The organism is Mycolicibacterium pyrenivorans (genome assembly GCF_025821625.1).
Lineage (GTDB): Bacteria > Actinomycetota > Actinomycetes > Mycobacteriales > Mycobacteriaceae > Mycobacterium > Mycobacterium pyrenivorans.
In genome coordinates this window covers 54,957-79,194 of record NZ_JACKSH010000277.1, presented here as the reverse complement: position 1 = coordinate 79,194, position 24,238 = coordinate 54,957, and the positions used below count along the sequence as shown (strand labels likewise).

Here is a 24,238-nt window from a genome sequence, read left to right as displayed (position 1 = left end):
TTCTCGAACTTTCTCTGCCGGAATGCAATTCCGGCGAGAAGGCGCCTACACCACCACCGTCGTGGGTTCAGGTGCCGCAGAACCGGTGACGCTGTGCCAGGCCCGCGCGAGCAGGACCACCGCTTCGGAGAGTTGGTCCTCGGGCAGCGCGTAGGGGACGCGCACGAAGCGCTCCAAAGTTCCGTCGACGCCGAAACGGGGTCCCGCGGGCAACTCGAGGCCGATTCGCGACGCCGCGGCCGACAGTGCGGTGCTCATCGGGGCAGGTAGCCGGACCCACAGCGACATGCCCCCGGCGCCGGGGCCGGGCTGCCAGTCTGGTAGCTGCCGTTGCAGCAGCGACCGCAGGAACGCCCTCCGTGCCCTCAGGATCTCCCGACGCTCCGGCATCAGCTCGGCGCGGCGTGCGAGAAGCCTTGCCGCCGCGAGCTGTTCGAGCACGGCGGTTCCCATGTCGACAGACGGTCGCATCGCGGCCAGGGTCGCTATGGTGTTCCGCTCGGCGCGAATCCAGCCGATCCTCAGCCCACCCCAGAAGGACTTCGACATCGAACCGACCGTCAGAACCAGGTCGCGCCGACTGGTGACGTCGGCGGCCAGCGGGGGCGGTGCCGGTTCGTCGAGCCAGATGTCGCTGATCGTCTCGTCGATGATGGTCCGCGTCCGCGTCTCGGTGATGATGTGCGCCAGGCGCTTTCGATCCGTGGCAGGCATGGTGTGGCCGGTCGGGTTGTGGTTGTCGGGAATCAGGTAGGCCAGGTTGGGCGCCAACTGGTGCACGGCGGCCTCCAGAGCGTCGAGGTCCCAGCCGTCCTCGGTCATCGAGACGGGCACCGGACGAGCGCCCGCGGTGGTGATCGCCGACAACGCACCGTGATAGGTGGGTTGCTCGACGAGGACACGGTCTCCGGGCTGAATGTAGGTGGTGAGGATCAGCCCGATGGCGTGCAGCGCACCGGTGGTCACCATGATCTCGTCGGGCTCGGTGGGAAGTCCTCGCTCGCAATATCTTTCGGCGATTGCCTGCCGCAGAGCGAGGGCGCCGACTAGCTCGTGGCCCATCCCGTGCAGGTAGGGCGTCATGTCGTCGGCCGCCTCCGCGAAGGCGGTCATCACCGCGGACGCCGGGGCGGACAGCGCCGCCGCCGCCAGGCTGAGCGTCGGAGGCGCGGAGAGCGGGGGACCACCGGGGGTGACAGGCAGCGCCGTGGTGCTGCGGGCCCCGCGGCGGGCGTTGAGGTAGCCGTCCTCGCGCAACTGGGTGTACGCGGCGGTGACCGTGGTGCGCGAGACGTGCAGCGCTTCGGCCAGCGCGCGTTCGCTGGGCAACCGGGCGCCCACGGGAAGCCGGCCGTCGACGATCAACAATCGGACGGCGTCGGCAAGCCCGTGGTATGCCGGACCGCTTCGACTGGACGTGCGCCAGTTTCCCAGCTCGCGAGCCAGAAGGTCCACACCGAGCGTGCGCGCCGCCGTTACGCCAGTCATTGAGGCCAGTATTCGCTAACTGGCTATTGAAGTGCAAGCCAGTTGGCGAAGAACATGTCCACATGACGCACTGGATATCTCGTCTGGCCCGTCGGCTGGCGGACCTCTATTACCTGCCGATGGACCCCATCAGCTATGAGCGCGACGCGGACGCCCGCCGCATGCGCTGTGAACTGGACGCCATCCGGATGCACTTCCCGGACCACGCGTGACGCACTCCGGCCGCGCCACGGTGCGCGGCACGGCGCTGCTGGCCGGGCTGCTCGGCTACGGCACGTCGATGGCGATGATGGTGCGCGCCGGGTTGGGTCTGGACCCCTGGGACGTCTTCCACCAGGGTCTGGCACTGCGGACCGGGATGACGATCGGGCTGGCCTCGGCCGTGGTCGGCGTCGCCGTCCTGCTGGCGTGGATTCCGCTGCGTAACCGCCCGGGGGTCGGCACGGTCGCCAACGTCGTGGTCATCGCGGTCACCGTCGACGTCGCGCTGTGGCTGATACCGGCGCCGGCCTCGATGACGGTGCGGGTTTCGATGATGCTCGCCGCGGTGGTGCTCAACGCCTTCAGCACGGTCCTCTACATCGGCGCCGGCCTCGGACCGGGCCCGCGCGACGGCTTGATGACCGGTTTGGTGATACGCAGCGGCCGTTCGGTTCGCTTGGTGCGCACGGCAATCGAGGCCACCGTGCTGTCCGTCGGCTGGCTGCTCGGCGGGACCGTCGGCACCGGCACCGTGGTCTACGCGTTCGGCATCGGCCCGCTGGTGCAGCTGTTCGTGCGGCTGACGCCCGCCCGGGTACTGGCCGTCAGCGGGTGGGCCCGGGTGGATTCGGCGCAGCGCGGGGCTGATGATGGTGCGGGTGAGCGGTCGACACACGCTGGAGTCGCTGGCGGCTGACGCCGTCGCGCTGGGGCGCGGCAGGCCGCGGGCCGTCCTCGGAGTCGCCGGGAGCCCGGGAGCGGGCAAGTCGACCCTGGTGGCGGCGTTGCTGACGCGCATCGGCGAGCGCTGTGGCGCCGGATGGGCCGCGCACGTGCCGATGGACGGGTTCCACTTGGCCGACGCCCAACTGCGTCGGCTCGGGCTGCTGGATCGCAAGGGTGCGCCGGAAACCTTCGATCCCGTGGGATATGCGCACCTTCTCGAGCGGGTGCGGACCGAAACCGGAATCGACGTCTACGCGCCGGGATTCGACCGGGCGCTCGAGCAGCCACTGGCCGGCGCGCTGGTGGTCCCGCCCACGGCTCGGCTGGTCATCACCGAAGGCAACTACCTGCTGCTCGACGAACCGGACTGGGCGCGGGCGCGCCGTGCGATGGACGAGGTGTGGTTCGTCGCCGCGGACGAGGACACCCGACTCGGCCGGCTGGTCGCGCGCCACGTCGAGTTCGGCAAGAGCGCGGCGCAGGCGCTGGCCTGGGTCACCGAGGTCGACGGCCGCAACGCCGCGCGGGTGTCGGCGACGGCCGGTGCCGCTGACCGGGTCATCCTCAACGGCGCGAGCGGCTGGGCGATTTCGGCGTGACCGATCGGCGGTGAGCGCGCCGGAACACGCCGAAGCCGGCTGACTACGATGAGCGGGTGCCAGTCGACAGCCCCGGAACAGAGGAAGACGCAGCCGACCCCGACCTGCTGATCGACTTCGCCAAGGTCACGCTGCGCCGCAACGGCCGGCTGCTGGTCGGTCCCGTGACCTGGTCGGTCGAGCTCGACGAGCGGTGGGTGATCGTCGGCCCCAACGGCGCGGGCAAGACCTCGCTGCTGCGCATCGCCGCCGCGATGGAGCATCCGTCATCGGGCACCGCGTACGTGCTCGGCGAGCGGCTCGGTCGGGTCGACATGTCCGAGTTGCGGTCGCGTGTCGGGCTCAGCAGTGCGGCTCTTTCCCAGCGGGTGCCCGACGACGAGGTCGTGCGGGACCTGGTCGTCTCGGCCGGCTATGCCGTTCTGGGCCGGTGGCGCGAGCGCTACGACGACATCGACTACAACCAGGCACTCGAAATGCTGGAAAGCGTCGGTGCCGAACATCTCGCCGAGCGGACCTTCGACACCCTGTCCGAAGGTGAACGCAAGCGGGTGCTGATCGCGCGGTCGCTGATGACCGACCCGGAGCTGCTGCTGCTCGACGAGCCCGCCGCCGGCCTCGACCTGGGCGGCCGCGAGGAACTCGTCGCGCGGCTCAGTGATCTGGCCTCGGACGCGGATGCTCCGGCGATGGTCCTGGTGACCCACCACGTCGAGGAGATCCCCCACGGTTTCTCCCACTGCCTGATCCTGTCCGAGGGTGAGGTGGTGGACTCCGGCCTGCTGGCCGACGTGATGACCGCGGAGAACCTCTCGAAGGCGTTCGGGCAGTCCATCGCCCTCGACGTCATCGACGGCCGCTATTTCGCGCGCCGCACCAGAAGCCGCGCCGCACACAGGAGACGGATATGACCACCCCCGAACCGTTGACGCCGCGGCCCGCCGCCACCGTGATGCTGATCCGTGACGGTGCCCACGGTGCTGCCGACGGCCTCGAGGTGTTTCTCATGCGGCGGCACTCGGCGATGGATTTTGTGGCCGGGGTGATGGTGTTCCCCGGCGGCGGTGTCGACGACCGGGATCGCAACGCCGACGTGGCCTGGCACGGGCCGGATCGGCAGTGGTGGGCCGACCGGTTCGGCGTGGACGTGGAGCTCGCCGAGGCGTTGGTGTGCGCCGCGGCGCGGGAGACCTTCGAGGAATCCGGTGTGCTGTTCGCGGGCGCTGCCGACGATCCGGACCTGCTCGTCGATGACGCCTCGGTGTATCGCGAGCAGCGCGCGGCCCTGGAGAACAAGACGTTGTCGTTCGGAGAGTTCCTGCGCTCCGAGAAGCTGATGCTGCGGGCCGACCTGTTGCGTCCGTGGGCCAACTGGGTGACCCCGAAAGAGGAGCGCACCCGCCGCTACGACACCTACTTCTTCGTCGGGGCGCTCCCGCAGGGCCAGCTCGCCGACGGCGACAACACCGAGACCGACGAAGCCGCTTGGGTGACGCCGCAGGCGGCCCTCGACGACTTCGCCCACGGCCGCACTTTCCTGCTGCCCCCGACGTGGACCCAGCTCGATGCGCTCAACGGGCGAACCGTCGCCGAGGTGCTCGCCGTCGAACGTCAGATCGTGGCCGTCGAACCCCACCTGTCCGCTGCGAAGGGCGGCAACTGGGAGATCGAGTTCTTCAACAGCGACCGCTACAACGAAGCGCGCAACCGGCGGGCTCCCCAGGGGTACACCGACGGGGCGCCGCTCGCGTGACGGAGTACGTCAGCGTCGTTGTGGGCGAGGGGCAGGCACGCATCGCGACGCTACTGGTGTCGCGGCCGCCCACCAACGCCCTGACCCGGCAGGTGTGCCGGGAGCTCAGCGAGGCCGCCGCGCACGTGGGGCGGCTCGACGACGTCGCCGCGGTCATCGTGTTCGGGGGCCACGAGATCTTCTCAGCCGGGGCGGACATGCCCGAGCTGCAGACGCTGAACGCCGCCGAGGCGCAGGAGGCGGCGCGGGTGTGTGAGCAGGCGGTCGATGCGCTCGCCGCGGTGCCCAAGCCCACCGTCGCCGCCATCACCGGCTACGCGCTCGGCGCCGGCATGACGCTGGCGCTGGCGGCGGACTGGCGGATCAGCGGGGACAACGTGAAGTTCGGTGCGACCGAGATCCTGGCCGGCCTGGCGCCGGTCGGCGGCGGGGCGACCCGGCTGGCCGGTGCGGTGGGCGACAGCAAGGCCAAGGACCTGGTGTTCAGCGGACGCTTCGTCGACGCGCGGGAAGCTCTCGAGCTGGGCCTGATCGACGAGATGGTGGCACCGGACGCGGTGTACGACGCGGCGGTCACCTGGACGAGGCGGTTCCTGGACTATTCGCCGGAGAGTCTTTCCGCGGCGAAGGCGTCGTTCCGGCGCGATTGAGGCTCTCCGCTTCAAGCGGGGGTGGCAACGGACGTTAGGCTGCCCTGCATGACGGAAACGAAGGAACCCGGCGCCTACCCCGATGTCGCCGTGCCGGCTCCGACGCCGCATGCGACCGAGGAGCAGGTCGAGGCTGCCCGCCACGACACCAAGCTCGCCCAGGTGCTCTACCACGACTGGGAAGCCGAGTCCTACGACGAGAAATGGTCGATCTCCTACGACCAGCGCTGCATCGACTACGCGCGCGGCCGCTTCGACGCCATCGTCCCCGATGAGGTCCAGCGCGAGCTGCCCTACGACCGCGCGCTGGAGCTGGGCTGTGGCACCGGGTTCTTCCTGCTCAACCTGATCCAGGCCGGGGTGGCCCGACGTGGATCGGTGACGGATCTGTCCCCGGGCATGGTCAAGGTGGCCACCCGCAACGGCCTCTCGCTCGGCCTCGACATCGACGGCCGGGTCGCCGACGCCGAGGGCATCCCGTACGAGGACAACACGTTCGACCTGGTGGTCGGGCACGCCGTGCTGCATCACATCCCCGACGTGGAGCTGTCGCTGCGCGAGGTGGTGCGGGTGCTCAAGCCGGGTGGCCGGTTCCTCTTCGCGGGCGAGCCCACCGCCGTCGGCAACGCCTACGCTCGCCGGCTCGCCGATCTGACCTGGAAGACGACGGTGGCGGCGATGAAGCTGCCCGGGTTGGGTTCCTGGCGCCGGCCCCAGGCGGAGCTCGACGAGAACTCCAGGGCCGCTGCGCTGGAGTGGATCGTCGACCTGCACACGTTCGAACCGGCCGACCTGGAGAAGATGGCGGCCAACGCCGGAGCGGTCGAGGTGCAGACGGCCAGTGAGGAATTCACCGCGGCGATGCTGGGCTGGCCGGTGCGCACCTTCGAGTCGACCGTGCCCCCGGGCAAACTCGGTTGGGGCTGGGCGAAATTCGCGTTCGGCAGCTGGACGACGCTGTCGTGGGTGGACGCCAACGTGTGGCGTCGCGTCGTGCCGAAGGGCTGGTTCTACAACGTCATGGTGACGGGGGTCAAGCCGTCGTAGCGTTCGGCCTCGACGATGTGAGGTATCTCCGCAGCGATGCGGGACGGCTCGCGCTGGACGAGGTCGCGCGGCACCGCTTGGCCGGTCCGACTCTGATCGCTGACATCGCCTCGGCGAGAGCACAATTCGGTGAGCGCTCTGCTGTCCTGGTGGAGACGGTGATGTTGCGCCGGAAAGCGGCCGCGAAGTTCGCCGACGCCGCGGGCTGGTTGTTCACCGACGAGGCGCTGCAGCAGGCGACCGCCGGGCCCGTCGCCGAGCATCGTGCGCAGCGTCTGGCCGGTGCCGTCGTCCACGACGCGACGTGCTCGATCGGCACGGAGCTTGCGGCGCTGCGGAATCGGGCTGCTTACGTGGTGGGCAGTGACCTCGACCCGGTGCGCCTGGCGATGGCCCGCCATAACGTGCCCGACGTGCCCCTCTGCCGTGCGGATGCGCTGCGGCCCGTCACCGCCGACGCGGTCGTCGTCGTCGACCCGGCGCGGCGCAGTGGTTCGCGGCGCCGGTTCGATCCCCGCGCCTACCTGCCGCCGCTGGACGAGCTGCTCGAGGTGCTGCGGGATCGCGACCACGTCGTGAAGTGCGCTCCCGGAGTCGATTTCGGTGTACTGGGCGAACTCGGGTTCGAGGGCGAGGTGGAGATCACCTCGCTTGCGGGCAGTGTCCGCGAAGCCTGCTTGTGGTCGCGGCGGTTCACCGAGGCCCTAGTGCGCCGCCGGGCCACGATGCTCGACACCGCAGAACAGGTCACCGACGCCGACCCGGACGATTGCCCGGTGGCCGCGGCCGGTCGCTGGATCGTCGACCCCGACGGCGCGGTGGTCCGTGCCGGGCTGGTGCGTCACTACGCGGCGCGGCACGGCATGTGGCAGCTCGACGCCGACATCGCCTACCTGTCGGGTGACCGACTGCCCGACGGCGTGCGCGGTTTCGAGGTCCTCGATCAGGTGGCGTTCAGTGAACGGCACCTGCGTCAGGCGCTTTCGGCGCGAGGCGTCGGAGCGGTCGAGATCCTCGTCCGTGGCGTCGACGTCGACCCCGATGCTCTGCGGTCGCGGCTTCGGTTGCGCGGCTCGGCGCACCTGTCGGTGGTCATCACCCGCCTGGGATCCGGGGCGGCGAGCCGGGTGACCGCATTCCTCTGTCGTCCGTCGCGGTGATCGGACACGTACCCTGGCATCATCCGCGCCGTGCCCCGATCGGCGCCGACCACGAGGACGGTCGTCGATGCGCCCATTCACCGCTGCTGTGCGGGCCGCCGCTGTTGTGCTGGCTGCCACTGTGATGGCGGGATTGGCGTCCGCCCCGGCGGGGGGTCAGACGGCGTGTGCAGAGCTGGGAGGCGCCGTCGACCCCGACCAGGTCTGTCGCGTGCACGTCGAGAACCCGACCTACCGGCTCGACTACACCTTTCCCACCGACTACCCCGACCAGCAGGCGCTGACCGCCTATCTGAGGCAGACCCGCGACGGTTTCATCAACGTCGCCGAGATGCCGGGGTCGTGGAACCTGCCGTACGTCCTGGACGCCAAGGCGACGTCCTACCGTTCCGGGCCCGACGACGGCGGAACACGCAGCGTGGTGTTCGAGGTGTACGAGAACGTCGGCGGGGCCCATCCGCAGACGTGGTACAAGGCGTTCAACTGGGACGTCGCCGAGAAGGCGCCGATCACCTTCGACACGTTGTTCAAGCCCGACTCCCGGCCGTTGGACGTGATCTTCCCGCTCGTGCGGGCAGAGGTGAACCGGCAACTCGGCGTGGACGTGCCGATCTCACCCGCCGACGGGCTGGACCCCGCGAAGTACCAGGAGTTCGCGCTCACCGACGATTCGGTGATCTTCTTCTTCGGCCAGGGCCAGTTGATGCCCGGTGCCGGAGGCGCGCTGCAGGCGACGGTGCCACGCAGCGCGATCGCTCCCATGCTGGCCTGACGGGAGATCCGTCAGGTCGTGCTGACGACCTTGTCCTTGCCGGTGACCGGGTCGTAGTTCTCCCAGAACGTGGCGCCCGTGATCCCCAGCGCGACCGGGTCGAATGTCGGGTCAAGCCCCTGTTTCTTCTGCTTCTCGTAGTCCCACAGGGCCTTGTAGGCGGGCTGCTGCAGGATGATGATCCCAACGATGTTGAGCCACGCCATCAGGCCGACGCCGATGTCGCCCAGCGTCCACGCTTCGGACGCGGTGGACACCGCACCGAGGGTGACCGACACCAGGATCAGCGCCTGCAGCACCATGGTGGCGTTGGAGCCGACCGTGCCCCGCAGGTAGGGGACGTCGATGGTGGAGGCCTTGCCGAGGATGAAGCGCAGGTTGGTCTCCGCCATGTAGTAGTAGGCGATGATCGTCGTGATGCAGAAGAATGCCAGCGAGATGGCGATGAAGGTGGACCCGGCGCCGTTCCACAACGTGTCGAATCCGGTCTGGGCGAACGCCGGACCGACCTCGGCATCGGCGGGGAGGATGTTGCCACCCTCGCGGATCACCGCGCCGTCGGCGCTCTCGCCTTCGAACACCCGGTAGGCGCCCGTCGACAGGATCAGGAAACCGGTCGCCGAGCAGATGAACAGCGTGTCGACGTAGACGGCGAACGCCTGAACGAGACCCTGCTTGGCGGGATGCGACACCTCGGCCGCGGCCGCGGCGTGCGGGCCGGTGCCCTGGCCTGCCTCGTTGGAGTAGATGCCGCGCTTGACGCCCCACATCACCGCGGCGCCGAGAATGGCGCCGAACGCCGAGTCGAGTCCGAACGCGCTGGCGAAGATCATCTGCAGGATGCCGGGGACCTCGCCGGCGTTCATCAGCACCACCACCAGTGCGAGAACGATGTAGACCACCGCCATGAACGGCACCACGATGGACGCGAAGGTGGCGATGCGCTTGACCCCGCCGATGATGACGAACGCCAGCACGATCACGGTGCCGACGGCCACCCACCACTTCGAGAAGCCCCACGCCGAGTTCATCGCCGAGGCCATCGAGTTGGACTGCACGCTGGGCAGCAGCAGACCCATCGCCAGGATGGTGACCGCGGCGAAGACGTACCCGTAGACCTTCATCGCCGGGGCGGCCGCGGTGTGGGCGAAGGCGCGGCTGAGGTAATACGCCGGGCCGCCCCGGTACTCACCGGTCAGCTTGTCGCGGTCCTTGTAGATCTGGCCGAGGGTGCATTCGACGAACGACGTGGACGCACCGAGGAACGCCACCGTCCACATCCAGAACAGTGCGCCGGGGCCGCCGAACGCGATGGCGGTGGCGACACCGGCGATGTTGCCGGTGCCCACCCGCCCCGCCAGCGACATCGTCAGTGCCTGGAAGCTGGAGATGCCCGAGGGCGACGTCTCGCCCTTGAACATCAGCCGGATCATCTCGGGGACTTGGCGGATCTGGACGAACCGCGATCGGATGGAGAAGTACACCCCTGCGGCCAGGCACAGGTAGACCAGTGCGTTGCTCCACACATAGCTGTTCACCTCGTTGAGGAATTCCGACAACGTCGCTCTCCTTCGTCACCTGCGGCGGCCCCGCGTTGCACATTGCATGTTGGCATCGGCACGCAAGGGTTGTGTTGCAAAGTCGTGAACTGGCTGTTAGGTGCCTGCTGACAAGCCGGGACGAATGTCAGGCCGGGGTGAAGCCGTAGACCCGCCCGTCGCTGGTGGCGGCGACGACGCGACGGTCGTGGCCGATCGACACCCCGACCGGCCACCCGGTGGCGCCGGGGAGGGGATAGCTGTTCAGGGTGCGGCCGTCGCCGAGGTCGAAGACCACGAGCGACATCCCGGCCGGGTCTTGTCCGTCGTCGCGCACCACGGTGTAGCCGACCCCGGCGACGCTGGAGGTCGACAGCGGTGACGTGGCCTCGCGGCTCCAGGCCTCCTCGCCCTGCTCACCCGTGTCGCGTACCGCCACGAGGCGGGCTCCCGGCCCGCCACCGGCGACGACCAACCCGTCGGGGGTGACCGACGGTGGCGTCTGGGCGAGGTAGTCCAGCGGGACCGACCACTTCTCGCTGCCGTCCTCGCTGTCGAGTGCCCACAACCGCTCGTCGCGACCGTTGACGTAGACCGTCGACCCGTCCGCGGACAGCACCGGGCTGGCCAGTGGCCCCTCGCCGACGGCTTCGCTGGTCCACTCACGGGTGAGTACCGGCGTCTGCCCGGGGCGGTACCGCAGGCCCACCAGCACGGGCCGGTCCGCGCCCGGTTCCCACAGCGTCAGCACCACGATGCCGGTCGACTCGGAGAAGGCAGGCGCCGCGGCGACAGGGCACTCCCGACGTGCGAGGCGGCAGTCGTCGAGCCCACGTTCGGAGTCGGTGGGATCCACACCGGCAACCAGGTCCAGCGAGGTGCCGACCACGGTGCCGCGGTGGGCGTCGAACACCAGCACCTGGCCGAGATGGGTGACGACGAGCAGATTGCCCGGCGACAGCATGCGCATCGTCATCGGCAGCCCGATCACCGGCTTGCGCCACCGGATCCACTGGGTCGACGGAAACGCCAACACCGCTCCGGGCTGACCGATGTAGACATTGTCGAAGCCGTCGAGAAGGGGGCCGGCGATGCCGCCGCCCTGGACGAGCCTGGTGCACCAGCGCTGCCGTGCCCGGTTGTTGGCCTCCCAGACCATCAGCGAGCAGCCCCCGGCGGTCTGACTGTTGACGGCCAGGTAGTTGCCGGAGCCGAGCGCCACCTGCGCCGCGAGGTCACCCTTGACCGACCGGATCCACTCCAGGCGCAGCGAGTCGGCACCGTTGACGGGGGAGTGGCTGCTGTTCGCGGCGTCCCCGTACTGGGCGGACCAGCCCGTCGCCGCCCGAGCCTCGACCCAGGAATCGGTGGTGCCGCAGCCGGCGATCACACCGGTGATCAGCGCCGTCGCGGCCAACGCGGTGATTCGCCGGAGCACGGGATCCCTTCTGGTATTCGGAGCGCTCGACTACGTCCGCATGTACTTCGAGCCCACGTGAGGGTAACCGCTCACCCCTGCTGCGCTCGCGTAGGCTTTCCGGCCATGACGACGATGTGGGGTGCACCGTTGCACAAACGCTGGCGAGGCTCGCGCTTGCGGGATCCGCGTCAAGCCGACTTCCTCACCATGGCCTCGCTGAAGTGGGTGCTGGCCAATCGTGCGTACACGCCGTGGTATCTGGTCCGGTACTGGCGGTTGCTGCGGTTCAAGTTGGCCAACCCGCACATCATCACCCGCGGCATGGTGTTCCTCGGCAAGGACGTCGAGATTCAGGCGACCCCGGAGTTGTCGCAGATGGAGATCGGCCGCTGGGTCCACATCGGTGACAAGAACACCATCCGCTGCCACGAGGGGTCGCTGCGCATCGGCGACAAGGTGGTGCTCGGGCGCGACAACGTCATCAACACCTACCTCGACATCGAACTCGGCGACTCGGTGCTGATGGCCGACTGGTGCTACGTGTGCGACTTCGACCACCGGATGGACAGCATCGAACTGCCGATCAAGGATCAGGGCATCGTCAAGAGCCCGGTGCAGATCGGTCCGGACACCTGGGTGGCCACCAAGGTGACGGTGCTGCGGGGGACCAGCGTCGGCCGCGGCTGCGTGCTGGGCGCCCACGCGGTGGTCAAGGGGGACATCCCGGACTTCTCGATCGCCGTCGGTTCGCCGGCCAAGGTGGTCAAGAACCGCAAGCTGTCATGGGAGACGTCGGCCGCCCAGCGGGCCGAACTGGCCGCGGCGCTGGCCGACATCGAACGGAAGAAGGCCGCCCGCTGACACCGGGGAAGGCAGGTTCGGCGCGGGTCAGCGGTCCGGAAGCGGGCGCTCGACAATGGGTCGGCGCGGATGTGGTCGGCGCTCGGCGCGCTTGGCGGCCAGGTACACCTGCGAGGTCTCCGCGGCCACCGTCTGCCAGGCGAAGTCGGATGTGAGCCGCTCGCGCGCGGCCCTGGCCCGCTGCTGAGCCGCCGCGGGTGAGTCGAGTACCGCCCGCGCCGCCGCCGACAGCGCGGCCACATCGCTGGGGGGATGGGACAATCCGGTCACACCGTCGATGACGGCTTCGCCGAGCCCGCCGGCACTGGAGGTGACCAGGGGCGCTCCGGCGGCGGCGGCCTCCAGCGCGACGATGCCGAACGGCTCGTAGTGTGACGGCAACACGGCGGCGTCGGCGCGATGCAGCAGCGTGAGCAGCTGTGAATGATCTACGCGTCCAACAAAATTGGTGGCCTTGAGGACCTTGTGCCTGCGGGCCTGCGCTTTCAGGAAATCCAGCTGGGTGCCGTCGCCCGCGACGGTCAGGGTGGTGCCGGGGTGCGTGCGACGGATCCGGGGCAGGGCGGCGATCGCGTCGTGCACCCCTTTCTCGTACTCCAGGCGGCCGAAGTAGAGCAACTCGGCGGGTCCGGAACGGGGGCGACGCACGGCGAACGGCCAACCGTCGGTGTCGATCCCGTTCGGGATGACCGAGACGTCGGCCAGTTCCGGACCGAACAGCGTGCTGATCTCGTCGCGCATCGACGACGAACATGCGATCAGCGAGTCCGATTGGCGCACCAGCCACGATTCCAGGGCATGGACCTGCCGGCTCACCGCACCAGACACCCAGCCCGAATGCCGGCCCGCCTCGGTGGCATGAATGGTGGAAACCAGTGGTACGTCAAAGAATTGGGCCAACGCGATGGCGGGATGGGCGACCAGCCAGTCGTGTGCGTGGACTACGTCGGGCTGCCAGTCGGCAAGCCCGAGGCCGGCGCGGACCATCGCATGACCCATGGCGAGCGTCCACGCCATCATGTCCGTGCCGAAGGTGAACTCGTGCGGGTCCTCCGCGGCGGCGATCACCCGCACGCCCTCGGTGACCTCGTCGGTGGTGGGATGTGAGTGCGGGTCGGTGGCGGTCGGCCTGCGGCTCAGGACGACGACGTCATGGCCCGCCATGGCGAGTTCGGTGGCCAGATGGTGCACGTGGCGACCCAGCCCGCCGATCACCACCGGCGGATACTCCCAGGACACCAGCAGGATCTTCATCGTCATGCGCTCGGCAGTCTGCGCGCGTCGAGGGCGCCGAACAGTCCGTCGGCGTGGTTCCAGCCCTCGGCCAGGCGCTGCGCGTGATCGCGGCGGCCCGACGCCTGCGCCCCGGCGATCTCGCGGGTGGCGTGCGCGTGCAGGTGCGCGCGGTAGCGCGCGTAGTCGGCGGCCGAATCCTTGCTGACCATGAACGGCCAGTCGCTCGACACCGTGAGCAGCGTCTCACGCAGGATCTGGTCGGCGACGAAATCCCGTGGCGTCGGTGAGCCCATCGACCCCGACGACCCGGTGTGGGCCAGCGCTTTGTCGACGGTTGTCAGCGCCGTGTCGACGACCTCGTTGTTGAGCTGCACGAGGTCGGCCACCTTCTCGCCCGCCCACACCTGCCAGTCCTTGCCGGAACCCCATGAGCTCGGCGGCAGTTCGACGGGCGTGCCGACGTAGCCGCCGGCGGCCGCGTCCGACAGCGTGCCGACGCGCACCCCGGCGGCCGGCAGCGCGCGCAGCACCCGCTCCAGCCAGATCGGGCCCTCGTACCACCAGTGGCCGAACAACTCGGTGTCGAACGCGGCGATGACATGGGCGGGCCTGCCGATGCGTGCGCTCTCGCCCGTCAATCGCTGCCGCACCGTCTCGACGAAATCGGCCACGTGGGTGTCCACTGCGGCGTCGGCGCGCTGCGGGTCGTAGGGCGCCTTGGCGTCCGAGGCGACGTTGCGTCCGGTCACCCGGGCGGGTTTGAGCCCGGTGACGTGGTCGTAGGTGTGGAAGTCCCGATAGGCAGAATGGCCGGGATATCCGGACCTGGGGGACCAGACGCGGTAGCTGACCTGCAGGTCACGGCCGAACGCGACGACGTCGGAACCGGCGACCGGCCGGCCGAGCGCGGTGTCCCCGTGCAGTGACGGTCCGTCGACCATGAAGTGGCCGACCCCGGCGGCGGCGTAGTCGACCTCCATGCCGGGCGAATACGCGCACTCCGGTGCCCAGATGCCCGCGGGTGTGTGGGCGAACCGCTGCTGCGCGTCTGCCAGGCCCTCGCGCAGCGCGAACTCCCGCAACCGGGGGTTCAGCAGCGGTTGGAACGGGTGGGCCAGTGGTCCGCCGAGAAGCTCGATGACCTCGCCGTCGAGCAACTCCCGCAGTACCGGGCTGGCGCCGTGACGCCACAGCGTCTCGAACTCCGCCAGCTCGCGTTCCGCCTCGGCGTACTCGCGAGAACCGAACTGCCTCAAGGCTTCCGGTGCAGATGCCGGCGACCCGGTGGATGTCGTACGGATGGTTGCGGCCTCGAGCGCGCGAAGCTGCCAGTTGGCCAGCCAGTGATGCATGCCCTGCAGGCAGTACGGGTCGTCGAGCTGGGCGGCCACCACCGGCGTGACGCCGAGCGTGACCAGGTGCCTGCGGTTCTCGGCGGCAAGGGTGCGGAGCACCCGCACCAGCGGCAGATAGGCGGCAGACCACGACTGATAGAGCCATTCCTCGCCGACCGGCCACCGCCCGTGATGCGCCAGCCACGGCAGGTGGGTGTGCAGGACCAGGGTGAAGAGGCCGGGGACGGGCTCGGTCGACGTCCCGGGACCGACCTCCGTCACGGGCGCACCGCGATCGCGACCAGGTCCAGGCTGTCATCGATAGTCCTGCTGTCCCTGCCGTCCCCGGCCGCGACGAGGTCGAAGTCGTCGATGCCGACCGACGCGACGTCGGCGAGCAGGTCGGCCGGCCACGGTGCGTCTGCCAGTGCCCGGGCGATCTGGGCGTCGATGATCGATCCGCCGTGACGGGCGTCGATCTCGGCGAGCCGCTCCCCATGGAACACCCCGTATACCCCGTCGATGTCGAAGCCCGCCGACTCCAGCAACTCGGTGAGCTCCGCGGCGTTGAGCTCGCGGGTGTGGAACGGGTTGACGGGGGTGTCGCGGCCGGGGGAGAAGGTGATGCGGTTGGGGGTCGACATCAGCAGCACCCCGCCGGGCCGGAGCACCCGCAGGCATTCGGCGACGAACTGCCCCTGGTCCCACAGGTGTTCGATCACCTGGAAGTTGACCACCACATCAACAGCGCCGTCCGACAGCGGGAGCTGAGCGAGATTTCCCTGGCGCATGTCGACGCGGGGATAGCGCGCGCGGACGTGCGCGACCGCGGACTCGTCGTAGTCGAGGCCGATCACGTGGCGGGCCACGTCGGCGATCAGATCGGCGCCGTAGCCCTCACCGGAACCGGCCTCCAGCACGTCGCGGTCGATGCAGCGGTCGACGAGGCGCCGGTAGACCACCTCGTGGCGGCGGAACCAGTAGTTCTCCTCGGCCAGTCCGGGCACGGTCCGCTCGCCGGTCAGCGCCATGGGGGCTGCCGCGCAAGCCTGGCCGGGCTCCGTCGATCCGGTAACAGATGCGCTCATTGGAAGGCAGGCTAACCCGTAACCGTCCGGAGGCGAACTGTTCGTCGGACCCGGGCTGTCCGCAGGGTTGACGAATCACAAACTTCGACCAGCTATGGTGTTTCTGCGAGCCAGCATAAGTTACCCACGGGTAACATGGTGGTGGTTGCTTGAAACGTGGTATTGCAGGCCGGTCACCGGCCCCTTCGAGGAGGACGAACCAGACTCATGACGAACATCGTGGTCCTGATCAAACAGGTCCCAGACACGTGGTCGGAGCGCAAGCTGTCCGAGGGTGATTGGACCCTCGACCGCGAGGCCGCCGACGCCGTGCTCGACGAGATCAACGAGCGCGCGGTCGAGGAGGCGCTGCTCATCAAGGAGCGTGAAGGCGGCGACAGCACCGTGACGGTCCTGACCGCCGGTCCCGAGCGCGCCACCGAGGCGATCCGCAAGGCCCTGTCGATGGGTGCCGACAAGGCCGTGCACCTGGTCGACGAGGGCATGCACGGCTCCGACATGGTGCAGACCGGCTGGGCCCTGGCCCGCGCGCTGGGCACCATCGAGGGCACCGAATTGGTCATCGCCGGCAACGAGGCCACCGACGGCACCGGCGGCGCGGTGCCGGCCATCATCGCCGAGTACCTCGGTCTGCCCCAGTTGACGCACGTGCGCAAGCTGACCGTCGAGAACGGCAAGGTCACCGGCGAGCGCGAGACCGACGACGGCGTGTTCACGCTCGAGGCCTCACTGCCCGCAGTGGTGAGCGTCAACGAGAAGATCAACGAGCCCCGCTTCCCGTCCTTCAAGGGCATCATGGCCGCCAAGAAGAAGGAAGTCACCACCCTGACACTGGCCGAGATCGGTGTCGAGGCTGACGAGGTCGGCGTCGCGAACGCCGGTTCCAAGGTGCTGACCTCGACCCCCAAGCCGCCCAAGACCGCGGGCGAGAAGGTCACCGACGAAGGCGACGGCGGCACCAAGATCGCCGAGTACCTGGTCGCTCAGAAAATCATCTAGCAGATCATTCGATTGATCTCCCATCCACTGACAGACATAGAGGCAAACGAAACCCATGGCTGAAGTACTCGTGCTCGTCGAGCACGCCGAAGGTGCGCTGAAAAAGGTCACCGCAGAACTGATCACCGCCGCCCGTGCGCTGGGTGAGCCCTCCGCCGTGGTGGTGGGCAAGCCGGGCACGGCCGAACCGCTCACCGAAGGGCTCAAGGCGGCCGGCGCCGCGAAGATCTACGTCGCAGAGTCCGACGACGCAGAGAACTACCTGATCACCCCCTACGTGGACGTGCTGGGCTCGCTGGCCGAGTCCGCCAGCCCCGCTGGTGTGATCCTCGCCGCCAGCGCCGACGGCAAGGAGATCGCCGGTCGGCTGGCCGCCCGCATCGGCTCCGGGCTGCTCGGCGACGTCGTCGAGGTCCAGGCGGGCCCCAAGGGCATCCACTCGATCTTCGGTGGCGCCTACACCGTGGAGGCCGAGACCGTCGGTGACGCCCCGATCATCACGGTGCGCCCCGGTGCCATCGAAGCCGAGCCCGCTGACGGTGCCGGTGAGGTCGTCTCCGTCGAGGTGCCGGCGCAGGCCGAGAATGCGACCAAGATCACCTCGCGTGAGCCGGCCGTCGCCGGTGACCGCCCCGAGCTGACCGAGGCGACGGTCGTCGTGTCCGGTGGCCGCGGTGTCGGCAGCGCCGACAACTTCGGCATCGTCGAAGAGTTGGCGGACTCCCTCGGCGCCGCAGTCGGCGCATCCCGCGCCGCGGTCGACTCCGGCTACTACCCGGGCCAGTTCCAGGTCGGTCAGACCGGTAAGACCGTGTCCCCGCAGCTCTACATCGCGCTGGGTATCTCCGGGGCGATCCAGCACCGCGCGGGCATGCAGACGTCCAAGACGATCATCGCGGTCAACAAGGATGAAGAGGCGCCGATCTTCGAGATCGCCGACCTCGGCATCGTGGGCGACCTGTTCAAGGTGACCCCGCAGCTGACCGAGGCGGTCAAGAAGCGCAAGGGCTGATCGCCGCCAGGTAACCAGACGCCGAAGGCCTCCATCCCCAAGCACCGGGATGGGGGCCTTCGCGCATCGGTCGGCCCCGAACCGTCACCCAGCGCTCACGAACACGTCACGCACCGATTGCCGGCCCGCCGACCGGCTCAGCGAACGTGCAGGCTATGAGCACTGCTTCTGTACTCATCCCAGCCGACACCTCTGCTCCGGCGGGCTCGGCCCCCCGGTATTCCATGCTGCTGTGCACCGACGCCGAATCGATCGAGGCGGCGCAGCGCCTGCGCTACGACGTGTTCACCTCGGAGCCGGGCTTCGCATTGAGCAGCGACAACCGATCGGATGGCCTGGACGCCGACCGCTTCGACGAGTTCTGCGATCACCTGCTTGTCCGCGACGACGACACCGGCGAACTGGTGGGTTGTTACCGGATGCTGCCGCCGCCCGGGGCGATCGCCGCCGGGGGTCTCTACACGGCAACCGAATTCGAGGTCTCCGCACTCGACCCGCTGCGGCCCTCACTGGTGGAGATGGGCCGCGCCGTCGTGCGCGACGGCCACCGCAACGGTGCCGTGGTGCTGCTGATGTGGGCCGGGATTCTCGCCTACCTCGACCACAGCGGCTACGACTACGTGACCGGGTGCGTCTCGGTGCCCGTCCTGGATCCGGAGGGCGGGAGCGGTCCGGGCAGCCGGTTGCGGGGTGTTCGCGACTTCGTCATGCGACGTCACGCGGCCCCCGCCGAGTACACGGTCCATCCCTACCGGCCCGTCGTCGTCGACGGTCGCGGCCTCGACGACATCGACCCGCCGCCGCGCGTCTCGATACCACCGCTGATGCGTGGCTATCTGCGGCTCGGGGCTCAGGTCTGCGGAGAACCCGCCCACGACCCGGATTTCGGAGTCGGCGACTTCCCGGCACTGCTGGACAAGCGCCACGCCGACACCCGCTACCTGCGCAGGCTGCGGTCGGCGGGCGCCGCCGCCGCGATCGTCGACAGGGCTGTCTCGTGACCGTCACCGAGGCGCCCGAGCACGCCTGGCTGCCCCGGGCTTCCTGCGGGTCCGGATGCATCCGGGCAGGCGACGCGTCGCCGGGACGGCGGATGGCCGTCGCGCTTCGTGTCGTGGTGCGCACCGTCCTGGCAGTGCTGCTGCTGCCGGTGCTTCCGCTGCTCGCCCTCCCGGTGCCCGCACGGTCCCACTTTCAACGCGGCTGTTGCCGGCTCGTGCTGGCGAGCCTGGGAATCCGGATCACCGTGTCCGGCGGGCCCATTCGCAACGTGCCGGGAGTGCTCGTGGTCAGCGGCCATGTGTCCTGGGTGGACATCTTCGTCATCGGTGCGGTGATGCCGGGCTCCTTCGTCGCGAAGTCGGAGATGGTCGGCTGGCCGGGCCTGGGCGCCCTCGCGAGGTTGATGAAGGTCATCCCGATCGACCGCGGCAGCCTGCGCAGGCTTCCCGAGGTCGTGGGCGCCGTTGCGGACCGGCTGCGGGCCGGACGCACCGTGGTGGCCTTCCCGGAGGGCACGACGTGGTGCGGGCTGGCGTTCGGACCATTCCGCCCCGCGATGTTCCAGGCGGCCATCGACGCAGGTCGGCCCGTGCAACCGTTGCGGCTGAGCTATCACCACCGCGACGGCAGCCGGTCGACGGTGGCGGCCTACATCGGCGAGGACACGCTGCTGTCGTCGCTGCGCAGGATCGTCACCGCGCGGCGCACCGTGGTCCATGTCCGGGTCGAGTCGTTGCAGCTGCCGGGGTCGGATCGCCGTGAGCTGGCGGCGCGCTGCGAGGCCGCCGTGCGCGGCGACACCACCCCGACGCTGCGGGCGGCGGGTGGCGGCTGCGGTGAGGGTCACGTGCTGGTGGCCTGAGCGAATGGGGTCGGCCGGGTCGCGACGGCTATTGTGGAACGGTTATGTCTGCGCTCGCGCCGGTCTATCTCGACCACGCCGCCACCACCCCGATGCGCCCCGCCGCGATCGAGGCGATGACGGCTGTGCTGGCCACCGTCGGTAACGCCTCCTCGCTGCACGGTTCGGGCCGAGTGGCCCGGCGCAGGCTGGAGGAATCGCGGGAGACGGTGGCGAACCTGCTCGGCGCGCGCCCCTCGGAGGTGATCTTCACCGCGGGTGGCACCGAAAGCGACAACCTCGCGGTCAAGGGCATCTTCTGGGCGCGCCGCGATGCATCGCCGCAACGGCGTCGTATCGTCACCACCCCGGTGGAACATCACGCGGTCCTCGACGCCGTGGAGTGGCTCGTCGAGCACGAGGGCGCCGAGGTGACGTGGCTGCAGGTCGACGAGGTCGGCTCGGTCAGTCCTGCCGCGCTGCGCGCCGCCGTCGGCGACCCGTCCGACGTCGCGCTGATCTCGGTGATGTGGGCCAACAACGAGGTCGGCACGATCATGCCGATCGCCGAACTGACCGCGGTCGCGGCCGAGTTCGGAATCCCGATGCACAGCGATGCGATCCAGGCCGTCGGCCAGATCCCTGTCGACTTCGCCGCCAGCGGCCTGGCGGCGATGAGCATCGCCGCCCACAAGTTCGGCGGCCCCACCGCCGCGGGTGCGCTGCTGCTGCGTCGCGACACCGCCTGCGTGCCGCAACTGCACGGCGGCGGCCAGGAACGTGATGTGCGTTCGGGCACACAGGATGTTGCGGGTGTCGTCGGAATGGCCGCCGCGGCCCGGGACGCGGTCGAGGCCATGGAACCGACCGGGACGCGTCTGCGGGCGCTGCGCGACCGGCTGATCGACGGTGTGCTGGAAGCCATCGACGACGTCTACCTCAACGGCGCACCGGGGGCCGACAGGCTGCCCGGCAACACACATTTCACGTTCCGCGGATGCGAGGGCGACTCCCTGCTGATGTTGTTGGACGCCAAGGGGATCGAGTGCTCGACTGGCTCGGCCTGTACGGCCGGGATGGCGCAGCCCTCGCATGTGCTGATCGCGATGGGCGCCGACCCGGTCAGCGCCCGCGGATCGCTGCGGCTGTCGCTGGGCCACACCAGTACGGACGCCGATGTCGACGCCGTCCTCGAGGTCCTTCCGGCGGCCGTGGAGCGGGCCCGGCAGGCGGCGCTCGCGAGTTCGGGCCGATGAGCGCTCGCGCGAAGAGCAAGGGCACGATGAGCGCTCGCGCGAAGAGCATGAGCACGATGAGCGCTCGCGCGAAGAGCAAGGGCACGATGAGCGCTCGCGCGAAGAGCAAGGGCACGATGAGCGCTCGCGCGAAGAGCAGAGGGTTGCGGTAGCCATGCGGGTGCTGGTCGCGATGAGCGGTGGCGTGGATTCGTCGGTCGCCGCCGCACGGATGGTCGACGCCGGACACGACGTCGTGGGAGTGCATCTGGCGTTGTCCTCGGCACCAGGGACGCTGCGCACCGGATCTCGCGGGTGCTGCTCGAAGGAGGATGCCGGTGACGCACGCCGCGTGGCCGATGTGCTCGACATCCCTTTCTACGTATGGGATTTCGCCGATCGCTTCCAAGAGGACGTGATCGACGACTTCGTGGACTCCTATGCCCGCGGGGAGACGCCGAACCCCTGCGTGCGCTGCAATGAACGAATCAAGTTCTCCGCCCTGGCCGCTCGCGCGTTGGCTCTGGGTTTCGACGCACTCGCCACCGGCCACTACGCCCGGTTGTCCGACGGCCGGCTGCGCCGGGCCGTCGACCGCGACAAGGACCAGTCCTATGTGCTGGCGGTGCTCACCGCCGAGCAGCTGCGGCACGCGGTGTTCCCCATCGGTGACACCCCGAAGTCGCAGATCCGGCAGGAGGCCGCCCGCCGCGGACTGTCGGTGGCGCAGAAGGCCGACAGCCACGACATCTGCTTCATCCCGTCGGGCGACACCAGGGCATTCCTGGGGGCGCGCATCGGGGTGCGCCGAGGCACTGTGGTCGATGGCACCGGGACGGTGCTGGCCGAGCATGACGGCGTGCACGGCTTCACCATCGGCCAGCGGAAGGGGCTCGGCATCGCCGGTCCGGGCCCGGACGGGCGTCCGAGGTATGTGACGGGGATCGACGCCGAGACCGGCACCGTGCACGTGGGCGACCTCACCGACCTCGAGGTCACCACATTGCTCGGCGAGGCGCCGGTGTTCACGTCGGGCGCCGCACCCGGCGGCCCGGTGGAATGCGTGGTCCAGGTGCGGGCCCACGGCGGGATCGCCGACGCGGTCGCCGAACTGCGCGACGACACGTTGACGGTCGAGTTGCGCAACCCGCTGCGCGGAGTGGCCCCGGGCCAGACCCTGGTCCTCTACCGACCCGACCCCGCCGGCGACGAGGTCGTGGGCAGCGCCACGATCCGGCAGGCGTACTAGCGGACCGTCGAGTCAGCCCGGCACGTTGGCGAGGATGTTCGACATGACGATGTCGGGAACCGAATCGGGGAAGGCGCAGAACGTCACCTCGACCAGCACAGCCGACTTCACCCGGTAGTCGCGGCCGCAGCTTCCGGGCCTGGTGTGGACGGCGTCCGTCGTGGTCGTCACGTCGCCCACGATCGCGGGGCCCGAACCGGTCGCACCGCATCCCTCGATCAGGCTGACGAGGTTGTCGAACGCCCCTCGCGCAACATCGCTGTCGCGGTAGCCGGCGGCCGCCTGCGAGATCAGGCCACCTTTCGGCGGGTTCTGAAACGTCGACTTGTGAAACTCCTCGACCTCGGTGCCGAAGACCTGCGTCTCCGCGAAAACCCACTGACACTGCGGCGGAACGGATTCCAGCAGCAATTCGATGTCGACGGGCGTCTTGCTCTCCATTCCCGGTACGACGGTGAGGTCCGCGCCCGCCCCGGTGATGGCCTGCATCTGCGCCCGCTCCAGCAGGACGGTGTCGACGTCGACCGGTGAACGGGAGTCCTCGTCGATGCCTGCCGGGGTGCGGACCGCGGTGCCGTCGACGCTGTGCGCACACCCGGCGACCAGCATCGCTGCGGCGCACAGAGCCGACGTGCACAGCCGGGCCGTCATAGGCACGACACTAGACCGTCGAATAGGGTCGATCGAGTGACTGCTTTCGCCACCGCCACCGGCGTCGGATCCTGGCCGGGTTCGTCCGCGCGCGAGGCCGCCGAAGTGGTGGTCGGCGAATTGCACCGCCTGCCACATCTCGTCGAGCTACCCGACCGTGGTGTCGGTGCCGACATGATCGGCCGTGCCGGTGCGCTTCTGGTGGACATCGCCATCGACACGGTCCCTCGCGGATACCGCATCGCGACCGGCAGGAGGTCGGCGACCCTGAGGGCGGTCAGCCTGCTCGACGAGGACATCGACGCACTCGAGGAGGCCTGGGAGACCGCCGGACTGCGCGGCGGCGGCCGCACCGTCAAGGTGCAGGCCCCCGGCCCGGTCACGCTGGCCGCGCACCTGGAGTTGCCCGGCGGGCATCGCGCGATCACCGACCCCGGGGCGGTACGGGACCTGGCGAGGTCTTTGGCCGAGGGACTGGCAGCACACCGCGCGGAACTGGCCCGACGGTTGGACACGCCGGTGGTCGTCCAATTGGACGAGCCGTCGCTGCAGGCGGCGCTGGCGGGCCGGCTGACGGGCGTGACGAGTCTGTCCCCGGTGCATCCGGTGGACGAGGCGGTGGTCACCGAACTCCTCGGCGAGTGTGCCGCCGTGGTGGGTGGGGACGTCGCGGTGCACAGTTGCGCTGCTGGGTTGCCGTGGAAGTTGTTGCAGCGCAGCACTATCGCCGCGGTTTCGGTGGATGTGCACACCCTGACCGCCGCCGATCTGGACGGGGTCGGCGAGTTCGTCGAGTCGGGACGAACCGTCCTGCTTGGCGCCGTGCCGACCACGCCGCCACCGGGGACACCTCCGACGGCCGAACAGATCGCGGCGACGGTGGCGGGGGTGACCGATCGGCTCGGGTTCGCGCGTTCGGTCCTTCGTGACCGCATCGGTGTCACCCCGAGCTGCGGGCTGGCCGCGGCAACGTCGGCGTGGGCGCGCACAGCGATCGAGTTGGCGCAGCGGGCAGCCGACGCGTTCGCCGACGATCCGGAGGCCGTCTGACGATCCCTTCGGCGACGCTAGGCGGCGTCGAAGGTGACGAGGTCGATGCTGAGTCGGCCTTCGATGAGGCTGACTCGTCGTCGGATTGGTGGTCCGGGTAGTGGTGGGGCGGTGGAGAGTCGGCCTTCGATGAGGCTGACTCGTCGTCGGATTGGTGGTCCGGGTAGTGGTGGGGCGGTGGAGTGGTAGACCGCTCCGGTGGGGGTGCGGTATTCGGCGNNNTGTNCGCCGTCGGTGTCGGTGGTGGTGACGGTCCAGCCGGGGGCTTCTTTGGTGTAGTTGCAGGCTTCGCAATCACCCAACCCGTTGAGTGCGCTGGTCGGCCC

The 24,238-nt window shown here is 69.4% G+C and carries 24 protein-coding genes and 1 pseudogene; 17 read left to right on the top strand and 8 right to left on the bottom strand.

Features of this window, described 5'->3' with window-relative positions; genetic code table 11:
• Positions 1–45: 45 nt before the first annotated feature.
• Complete coding sequence (gene yczR, locus H7I57_RS30580) at positions 46–1,488, bottom strand: MocR-like transcription factor YczR (protein WP_264028290.1); 1,443 nt, start codon at positions 1,486–1,488, stop codon at positions 46–48.
• 62 nt (positions 1,489–1,550) lie between these two features.
• On the opposite strand from yczR, the gene H7I57_RS30575 reads away from it, so the two are divergent.
• The 9 genes from H7I57_RS30575 to H7I57_RS30535 all read left to right on the top strand — a co-directional run bounded on the left by H7I57_RS30575 (position 1,551) and on the right by H7I57_RS30535 (position 8,396).
• On the top strand, positions 1,551–1,700 hold the full coding sequence (locus H7I57_RS30575) for a hypothetical protein (protein WP_264028289.1): 150 nt from the start codon (positions 1,551–1,553) through the stop codon (positions 1,698–1,700).
• Positions 1,697–2,386 (top strand): membrane protein YczE, encoded by a 690-nt coding sequence (yczE, locus tag H7I57_RS30570; protein ID WP_264028288.1) that lies wholly within the window; start codon positions 1,697–1,699, stop codon positions 2,384–2,386. Before H7I57_RS30575 ends, yczE begins: the two co-directional genes overlap by 4 nt.
• Entirely contained in the window at positions 2,340–3,014 is a 675-nt protein-coding gene (locus H7I57_RS30565) for a nucleoside/nucleotide kinase family protein (protein WP_264028338.1), read from the top strand. The genes yczE and H7I57_RS30565 overlap by 47 nt, the downstream gene beginning before the upstream one ends.
• 56 nt (positions 3,015–3,070) lie before the next feature.
• Positions 3,071–3,925 (top strand): ABC transporter ATP-binding protein, encoded by an 855-nt coding sequence (locus H7I57_RS30560; RefSeq protein WP_264028287.1) that lies wholly within the window; start codon positions 3,071–3,073, stop codon positions 3,923–3,925.
• Positions 3,922–4,767 (top strand): NUDIX hydrolase, encoded by an 846-nt coding sequence (locus tag H7I57_RS30555; protein WP_264028286.1) that lies wholly within the window; start codon positions 3,922–3,924, stop codon positions 4,765–4,767. The genes H7I57_RS30560 and H7I57_RS30555 overlap by 4 nt, the downstream gene beginning before the upstream one ends.
• On the top strand, positions 4,764–5,417 hold the full coding sequence (locus tag H7I57_RS30550) for an enoyl-CoA hydratase (RefSeq protein ID WP_264028285.1): 654 nt from the start codon (positions 4,764–4,766) through the stop codon (positions 5,415–5,417). Before H7I57_RS30555 ends, H7I57_RS30550 begins: the two co-directional genes overlap by 4 nt.
• 48 nt (positions 5,418–5,465) lie before the next feature.
• On the top strand, positions 5,466–6,464 hold the full coding sequence (locus H7I57_RS30545) for a class I SAM-dependent methyltransferase (RefSeq protein ID WP_264028284.1): 999 nt from the start codon (positions 5,466–5,468) through the stop codon (positions 6,462–6,464).
• Positions 6,422–7,624 (top strand): THUMP-like domain-containing protein, encoded by a 1,203-nt coding sequence (locus tag H7I57_RS30540; RefSeq protein ID WP_275081928.1) that lies wholly within the window; start codon positions 6,422–6,424, stop codon positions 7,622–7,624. Before H7I57_RS30545 ends, H7I57_RS30540 begins: the two co-directional genes overlap by 43 nt.
• 67 nt (positions 7,625–7,691) lie before the next feature.
• Positions 7,692–8,396 (top strand): esterase, encoded by a 705-nt coding sequence (locus tag H7I57_RS30535; protein WP_264028282.1) that lies wholly within the window; start codon positions 7,692–7,694, stop codon positions 8,394–8,396.
• An 11-nt stretch (positions 8,397–8,407) separates the two neighbouring features.
• Here H7I57_RS30535 and H7I57_RS30530 read toward each other — a convergent pair whose 3' ends face one another.
• Together H7I57_RS30530 and H7I57_RS30525 are read right to left on the bottom strand one after the other, a co-directional pair.
• Complete coding sequence (locus H7I57_RS30530; protein ID WP_264028281.1) at positions 8,408–9,955, bottom strand: alanine/glycine:cation symporter family protein; 1,548 nt, start codon at positions 9,953–9,955, stop codon at positions 8,408–8,410.
• Between the two features lie 127 nt (positions 9,956–10,082).
• Positions 10,083–11,372 carry a BamB-related PQQ repeat family beta-propellar protein gene (locus tag H7I57_RS30525; RefSeq protein ID WP_264028280.1) on the bottom strand — a complete coding sequence of 430 codons (1,290 nt, stop codon included), beginning with the start codon at positions 11,370–11,372 and terminating at the stop codon, positions 10,083–10,085.
• A 105-nt stretch (positions 11,373–11,477) separates the two neighbouring features.
• On the opposite strand from H7I57_RS30525, the gene H7I57_RS30520 reads away from it, so the two are divergent.
• The gene (locus H7I57_RS30520; protein WP_264028278.1) at positions 11,478–12,215 is read left to right on the top strand and encodes an acyltransferase; all 738 of its coding nucleotides are present in this window, start codon (positions 11,478–11,480) and stop codon (positions 12,213–12,215) included.
• Positions 12,216–12,242: 27 nt separating this feature from the next.
• Here the strand turns inward: H7I57_RS30520 and H7I57_RS30515 are convergent, their stop codons facing one another.
• Genes H7I57_RS30515 through H7I57_RS30505 form a run of 3 tightly spaced genes read right to left on the bottom strand, consistent with a single transcriptional unit; the run spans position 12,243 to position 15,873 of the window.
• Positions 12,243–13,469, bottom strand: a complete 1,227-nt coding sequence (locus tag H7I57_RS30515; protein ID WP_264028337.1) for a glycosyltransferase family 4 protein — start codon at positions 13,467–13,469, stop codon at positions 12,243–12,245.
• Between the two features lie 2 nt (positions 13,470–13,471).
• Complete coding sequence (locus H7I57_RS30510) at positions 13,472–15,067, bottom strand: 1,4-alpha-glucan branching protein domain-containing protein (protein ID WP_264028277.1); 1,596 nt, start codon at positions 15,065–15,067, stop codon at positions 13,472–13,474.
• Positions 15,064–15,873 (bottom strand): class I SAM-dependent methyltransferase, encoded by an 810-nt coding sequence (locus H7I57_RS30505; protein WP_264028275.1) that lies wholly within the window; start codon positions 15,871–15,873, stop codon positions 15,064–15,066. Before H7I57_RS30505 ends, H7I57_RS30510 begins: the two co-directional genes overlap by 4 nt.
• Before the next feature lie 207 nt (positions 15,874–16,080).
• On the opposite strand from H7I57_RS30505, the gene H7I57_RS30500 reads away from it, so the two are divergent.
• The 6 genes from H7I57_RS30500 (at position 16,081) to mnmA (ending at position 22,211) form a co-directional block, all read left to right on the top strand.
• Positions 16,081–16,872 carry an electron transfer flavoprotein subunit beta/FixA family protein gene (locus H7I57_RS30500; protein WP_264028274.1) on the top strand — a complete coding sequence of 264 codons (792 nt, stop codon included), beginning with the start codon at positions 16,081–16,083 and terminating at the stop codon, positions 16,870–16,872.
• A gap of 55 nt (positions 16,873–16,927) precedes the next feature.
• Entirely contained in the window at positions 16,928–17,884 is a 957-nt protein-coding gene (locus tag H7I57_RS30495; RefSeq protein WP_264028273.1) for an electron transfer flavoprotein subunit alpha/FixB family protein, read from the top strand.
• 155 nt (positions 17,885–18,039) lie between these two features.
• Positions 18,040–18,885 (top strand): GNAT family N-acetyltransferase, encoded by an 846-nt coding sequence (locus H7I57_RS30490; protein WP_264028272.1) that lies wholly within the window; start codon positions 18,040–18,042, stop codon positions 18,883–18,885.
• Positions 18,882–19,748, top strand: coding sequence for a lysophospholipid acyltransferase family protein (locus H7I57_RS30485; RefSeq protein ID WP_264028271.1), 867 nt, complete (start codon positions 18,882–18,884; stop codon positions 19,746–19,748). Before H7I57_RS30490 ends, H7I57_RS30485 begins: the two co-directional genes overlap by 4 nt.
• A gap of 44 nt (positions 19,749–19,792) precedes the next feature.
• Entirely contained in the window at positions 19,793–20,983 is a 1,191-nt protein-coding gene (locus H7I57_RS30480; protein ID WP_264028270.1) for a cysteine desulfurase family protein, read from the top strand.
• Between the two features lie 154 nt (positions 20,984–21,137).
• Entirely contained in the window at positions 21,138–22,211 is a 1,074-nt protein-coding gene (gene mnmA / locus H7I57_RS30475) for a tRNA 2-thiouridine(34) synthase MnmA (RefSeq protein WP_264028269.1), read from the top strand.
• 12 nt (positions 22,212–22,223) lie between these two features.
• Here the strand turns inward: mnmA and H7I57_RS30470 are convergent, their stop codons facing one another.
• A complete protein-coding gene (locus H7I57_RS30470; RefSeq protein WP_264028268.1) occupies positions 22,224–22,862 on the bottom strand; it encodes a sensor domain-containing protein in 639 nt (212 codons plus the stop codon).
• Positions 22,863–22,898: 36 nt separating this feature from the next.
• Here H7I57_RS30470 and H7I57_RS30465 point away from each other — a divergent pair, with 36 nt between their 5' ends.
• The gene (locus tag H7I57_RS30465; RefSeq protein WP_264028267.1) at positions 22,899–23,912 is read left to right on the top strand and encodes a uroporphyrinogen decarboxylase/cobalamine-independent methonine synthase family protein; all 1,014 of its coding nucleotides are present in this window, start codon (positions 22,899–22,901) and stop codon (positions 23,910–23,912) included.
• Between the two features lie 17 nt (positions 23,913–23,929).
• Here the strand turns inward: H7I57_RS30465 and H7I57_RS30460 are convergent.
• Positions 23,930–24,238 (bottom strand): annotated as a pseudogene (locus tag H7I57_RS30460) (hypothetical protein); the annotation flags it as partial.

Bases quoted from the DNA above. Each gene is read 5' to 3' on its own strand.
- H7I57_RS30470 (WP_264028268.1), bottom strand. From the start codon at position 22,862: ATGACGGCCCGGCTGTGCACGTCGGCTCTGTGCGCCGCAGCGATGCTG.
- yczR (WP_264028290.1), bottom strand. From the start codon at position 1,488: ATGACTGGCGTAACGGCGGCGCGCACGCTCGGTGTGGACCTTCTGGCT.
- H7I57_RS30520 (WP_264028278.1), top strand. From the start codon at position 11,478: ATGACGACGATGTGGGGTGCACCGTTGCACAAACGCTGGCGAGGCTCG.
- H7I57_RS30505 (WP_264028275.1), bottom strand. From the start codon at position 15,873: ATGAGCGCATCTGTTACCGGATCGACGGAGCCCGGCCAGGCTTGCGCG.
- H7I57_RS30495 (WP_264028273.1), top strand. From the start codon at position 16,928: ATGGCTGAAGTACTCGTGCTCGTCGAGCACGCCGAAGGTGCGCTGAAA.
- H7I57_RS30565 (WP_264028338.1), top strand. From the start codon at position 2,340: ATGGTGCGGGTGAGCGGTCGACACACGCTGGAGTCGCTGGCGGCTGAC.
- H7I57_RS30490 (WP_264028272.1), top strand. From the start codon at position 18,040: ATGAGCACTGCTTCTGTACTCATCCCAGCCGACACCTCTGCTCCGGCG.
- H7I57_RS30575 (WP_264028289.1), top strand. From the start codon at position 1,551: ATGACGCACTGGATATCTCGTCTGGCCCGTCGGCTGGCGGACCTCTAT.
- H7I57_RS30515 (WP_264028337.1), bottom strand. From the start codon at position 13,469: ATGAAGATCCTGCTGGTGTCCTGGGAGTATCCGCCGGTGGTGATCGGC.
- H7I57_RS30500 (WP_264028274.1), top strand. From the start codon at position 16,081: ATGACGAACATCGTGGTCCTGATCAAACAGGTCCCAGACACGTGGTCG.
- H7I57_RS30555 (WP_264028286.1), top strand. From the start codon at position 3,922: ATGACCACCCCCGAACCGTTGACGCCGCGGCCCGCCGCCACCGTGATG.
- H7I57_RS30545 (WP_264028284.1), top strand. From the start codon at position 5,466: ATGACGGAAACGAAGGAACCCGGCGCCTACCCCGATGTCGCCGTGCCG.
- H7I57_RS30480 (WP_264028270.1), top strand. From the start codon at position 19,793: ATGTCTGCGCTCGCGCCGGTCTATCTCGACCACGCCGCCACCACCCCG.
- H7I57_RS30535 (WP_264028282.1), top strand. From the start codon at position 7,692: ATGCGCCCATTCACCGCTGCTGTGCGGGCCGCCGCTGTTGTGCTGGCT.
- mnmA (WP_264028269.1), top strand. From the start codon at position 21,138: ATGCGGGTGCTGGTCGCGATGAGCGGTGGCGTGGATTCGTCGGTCGCC.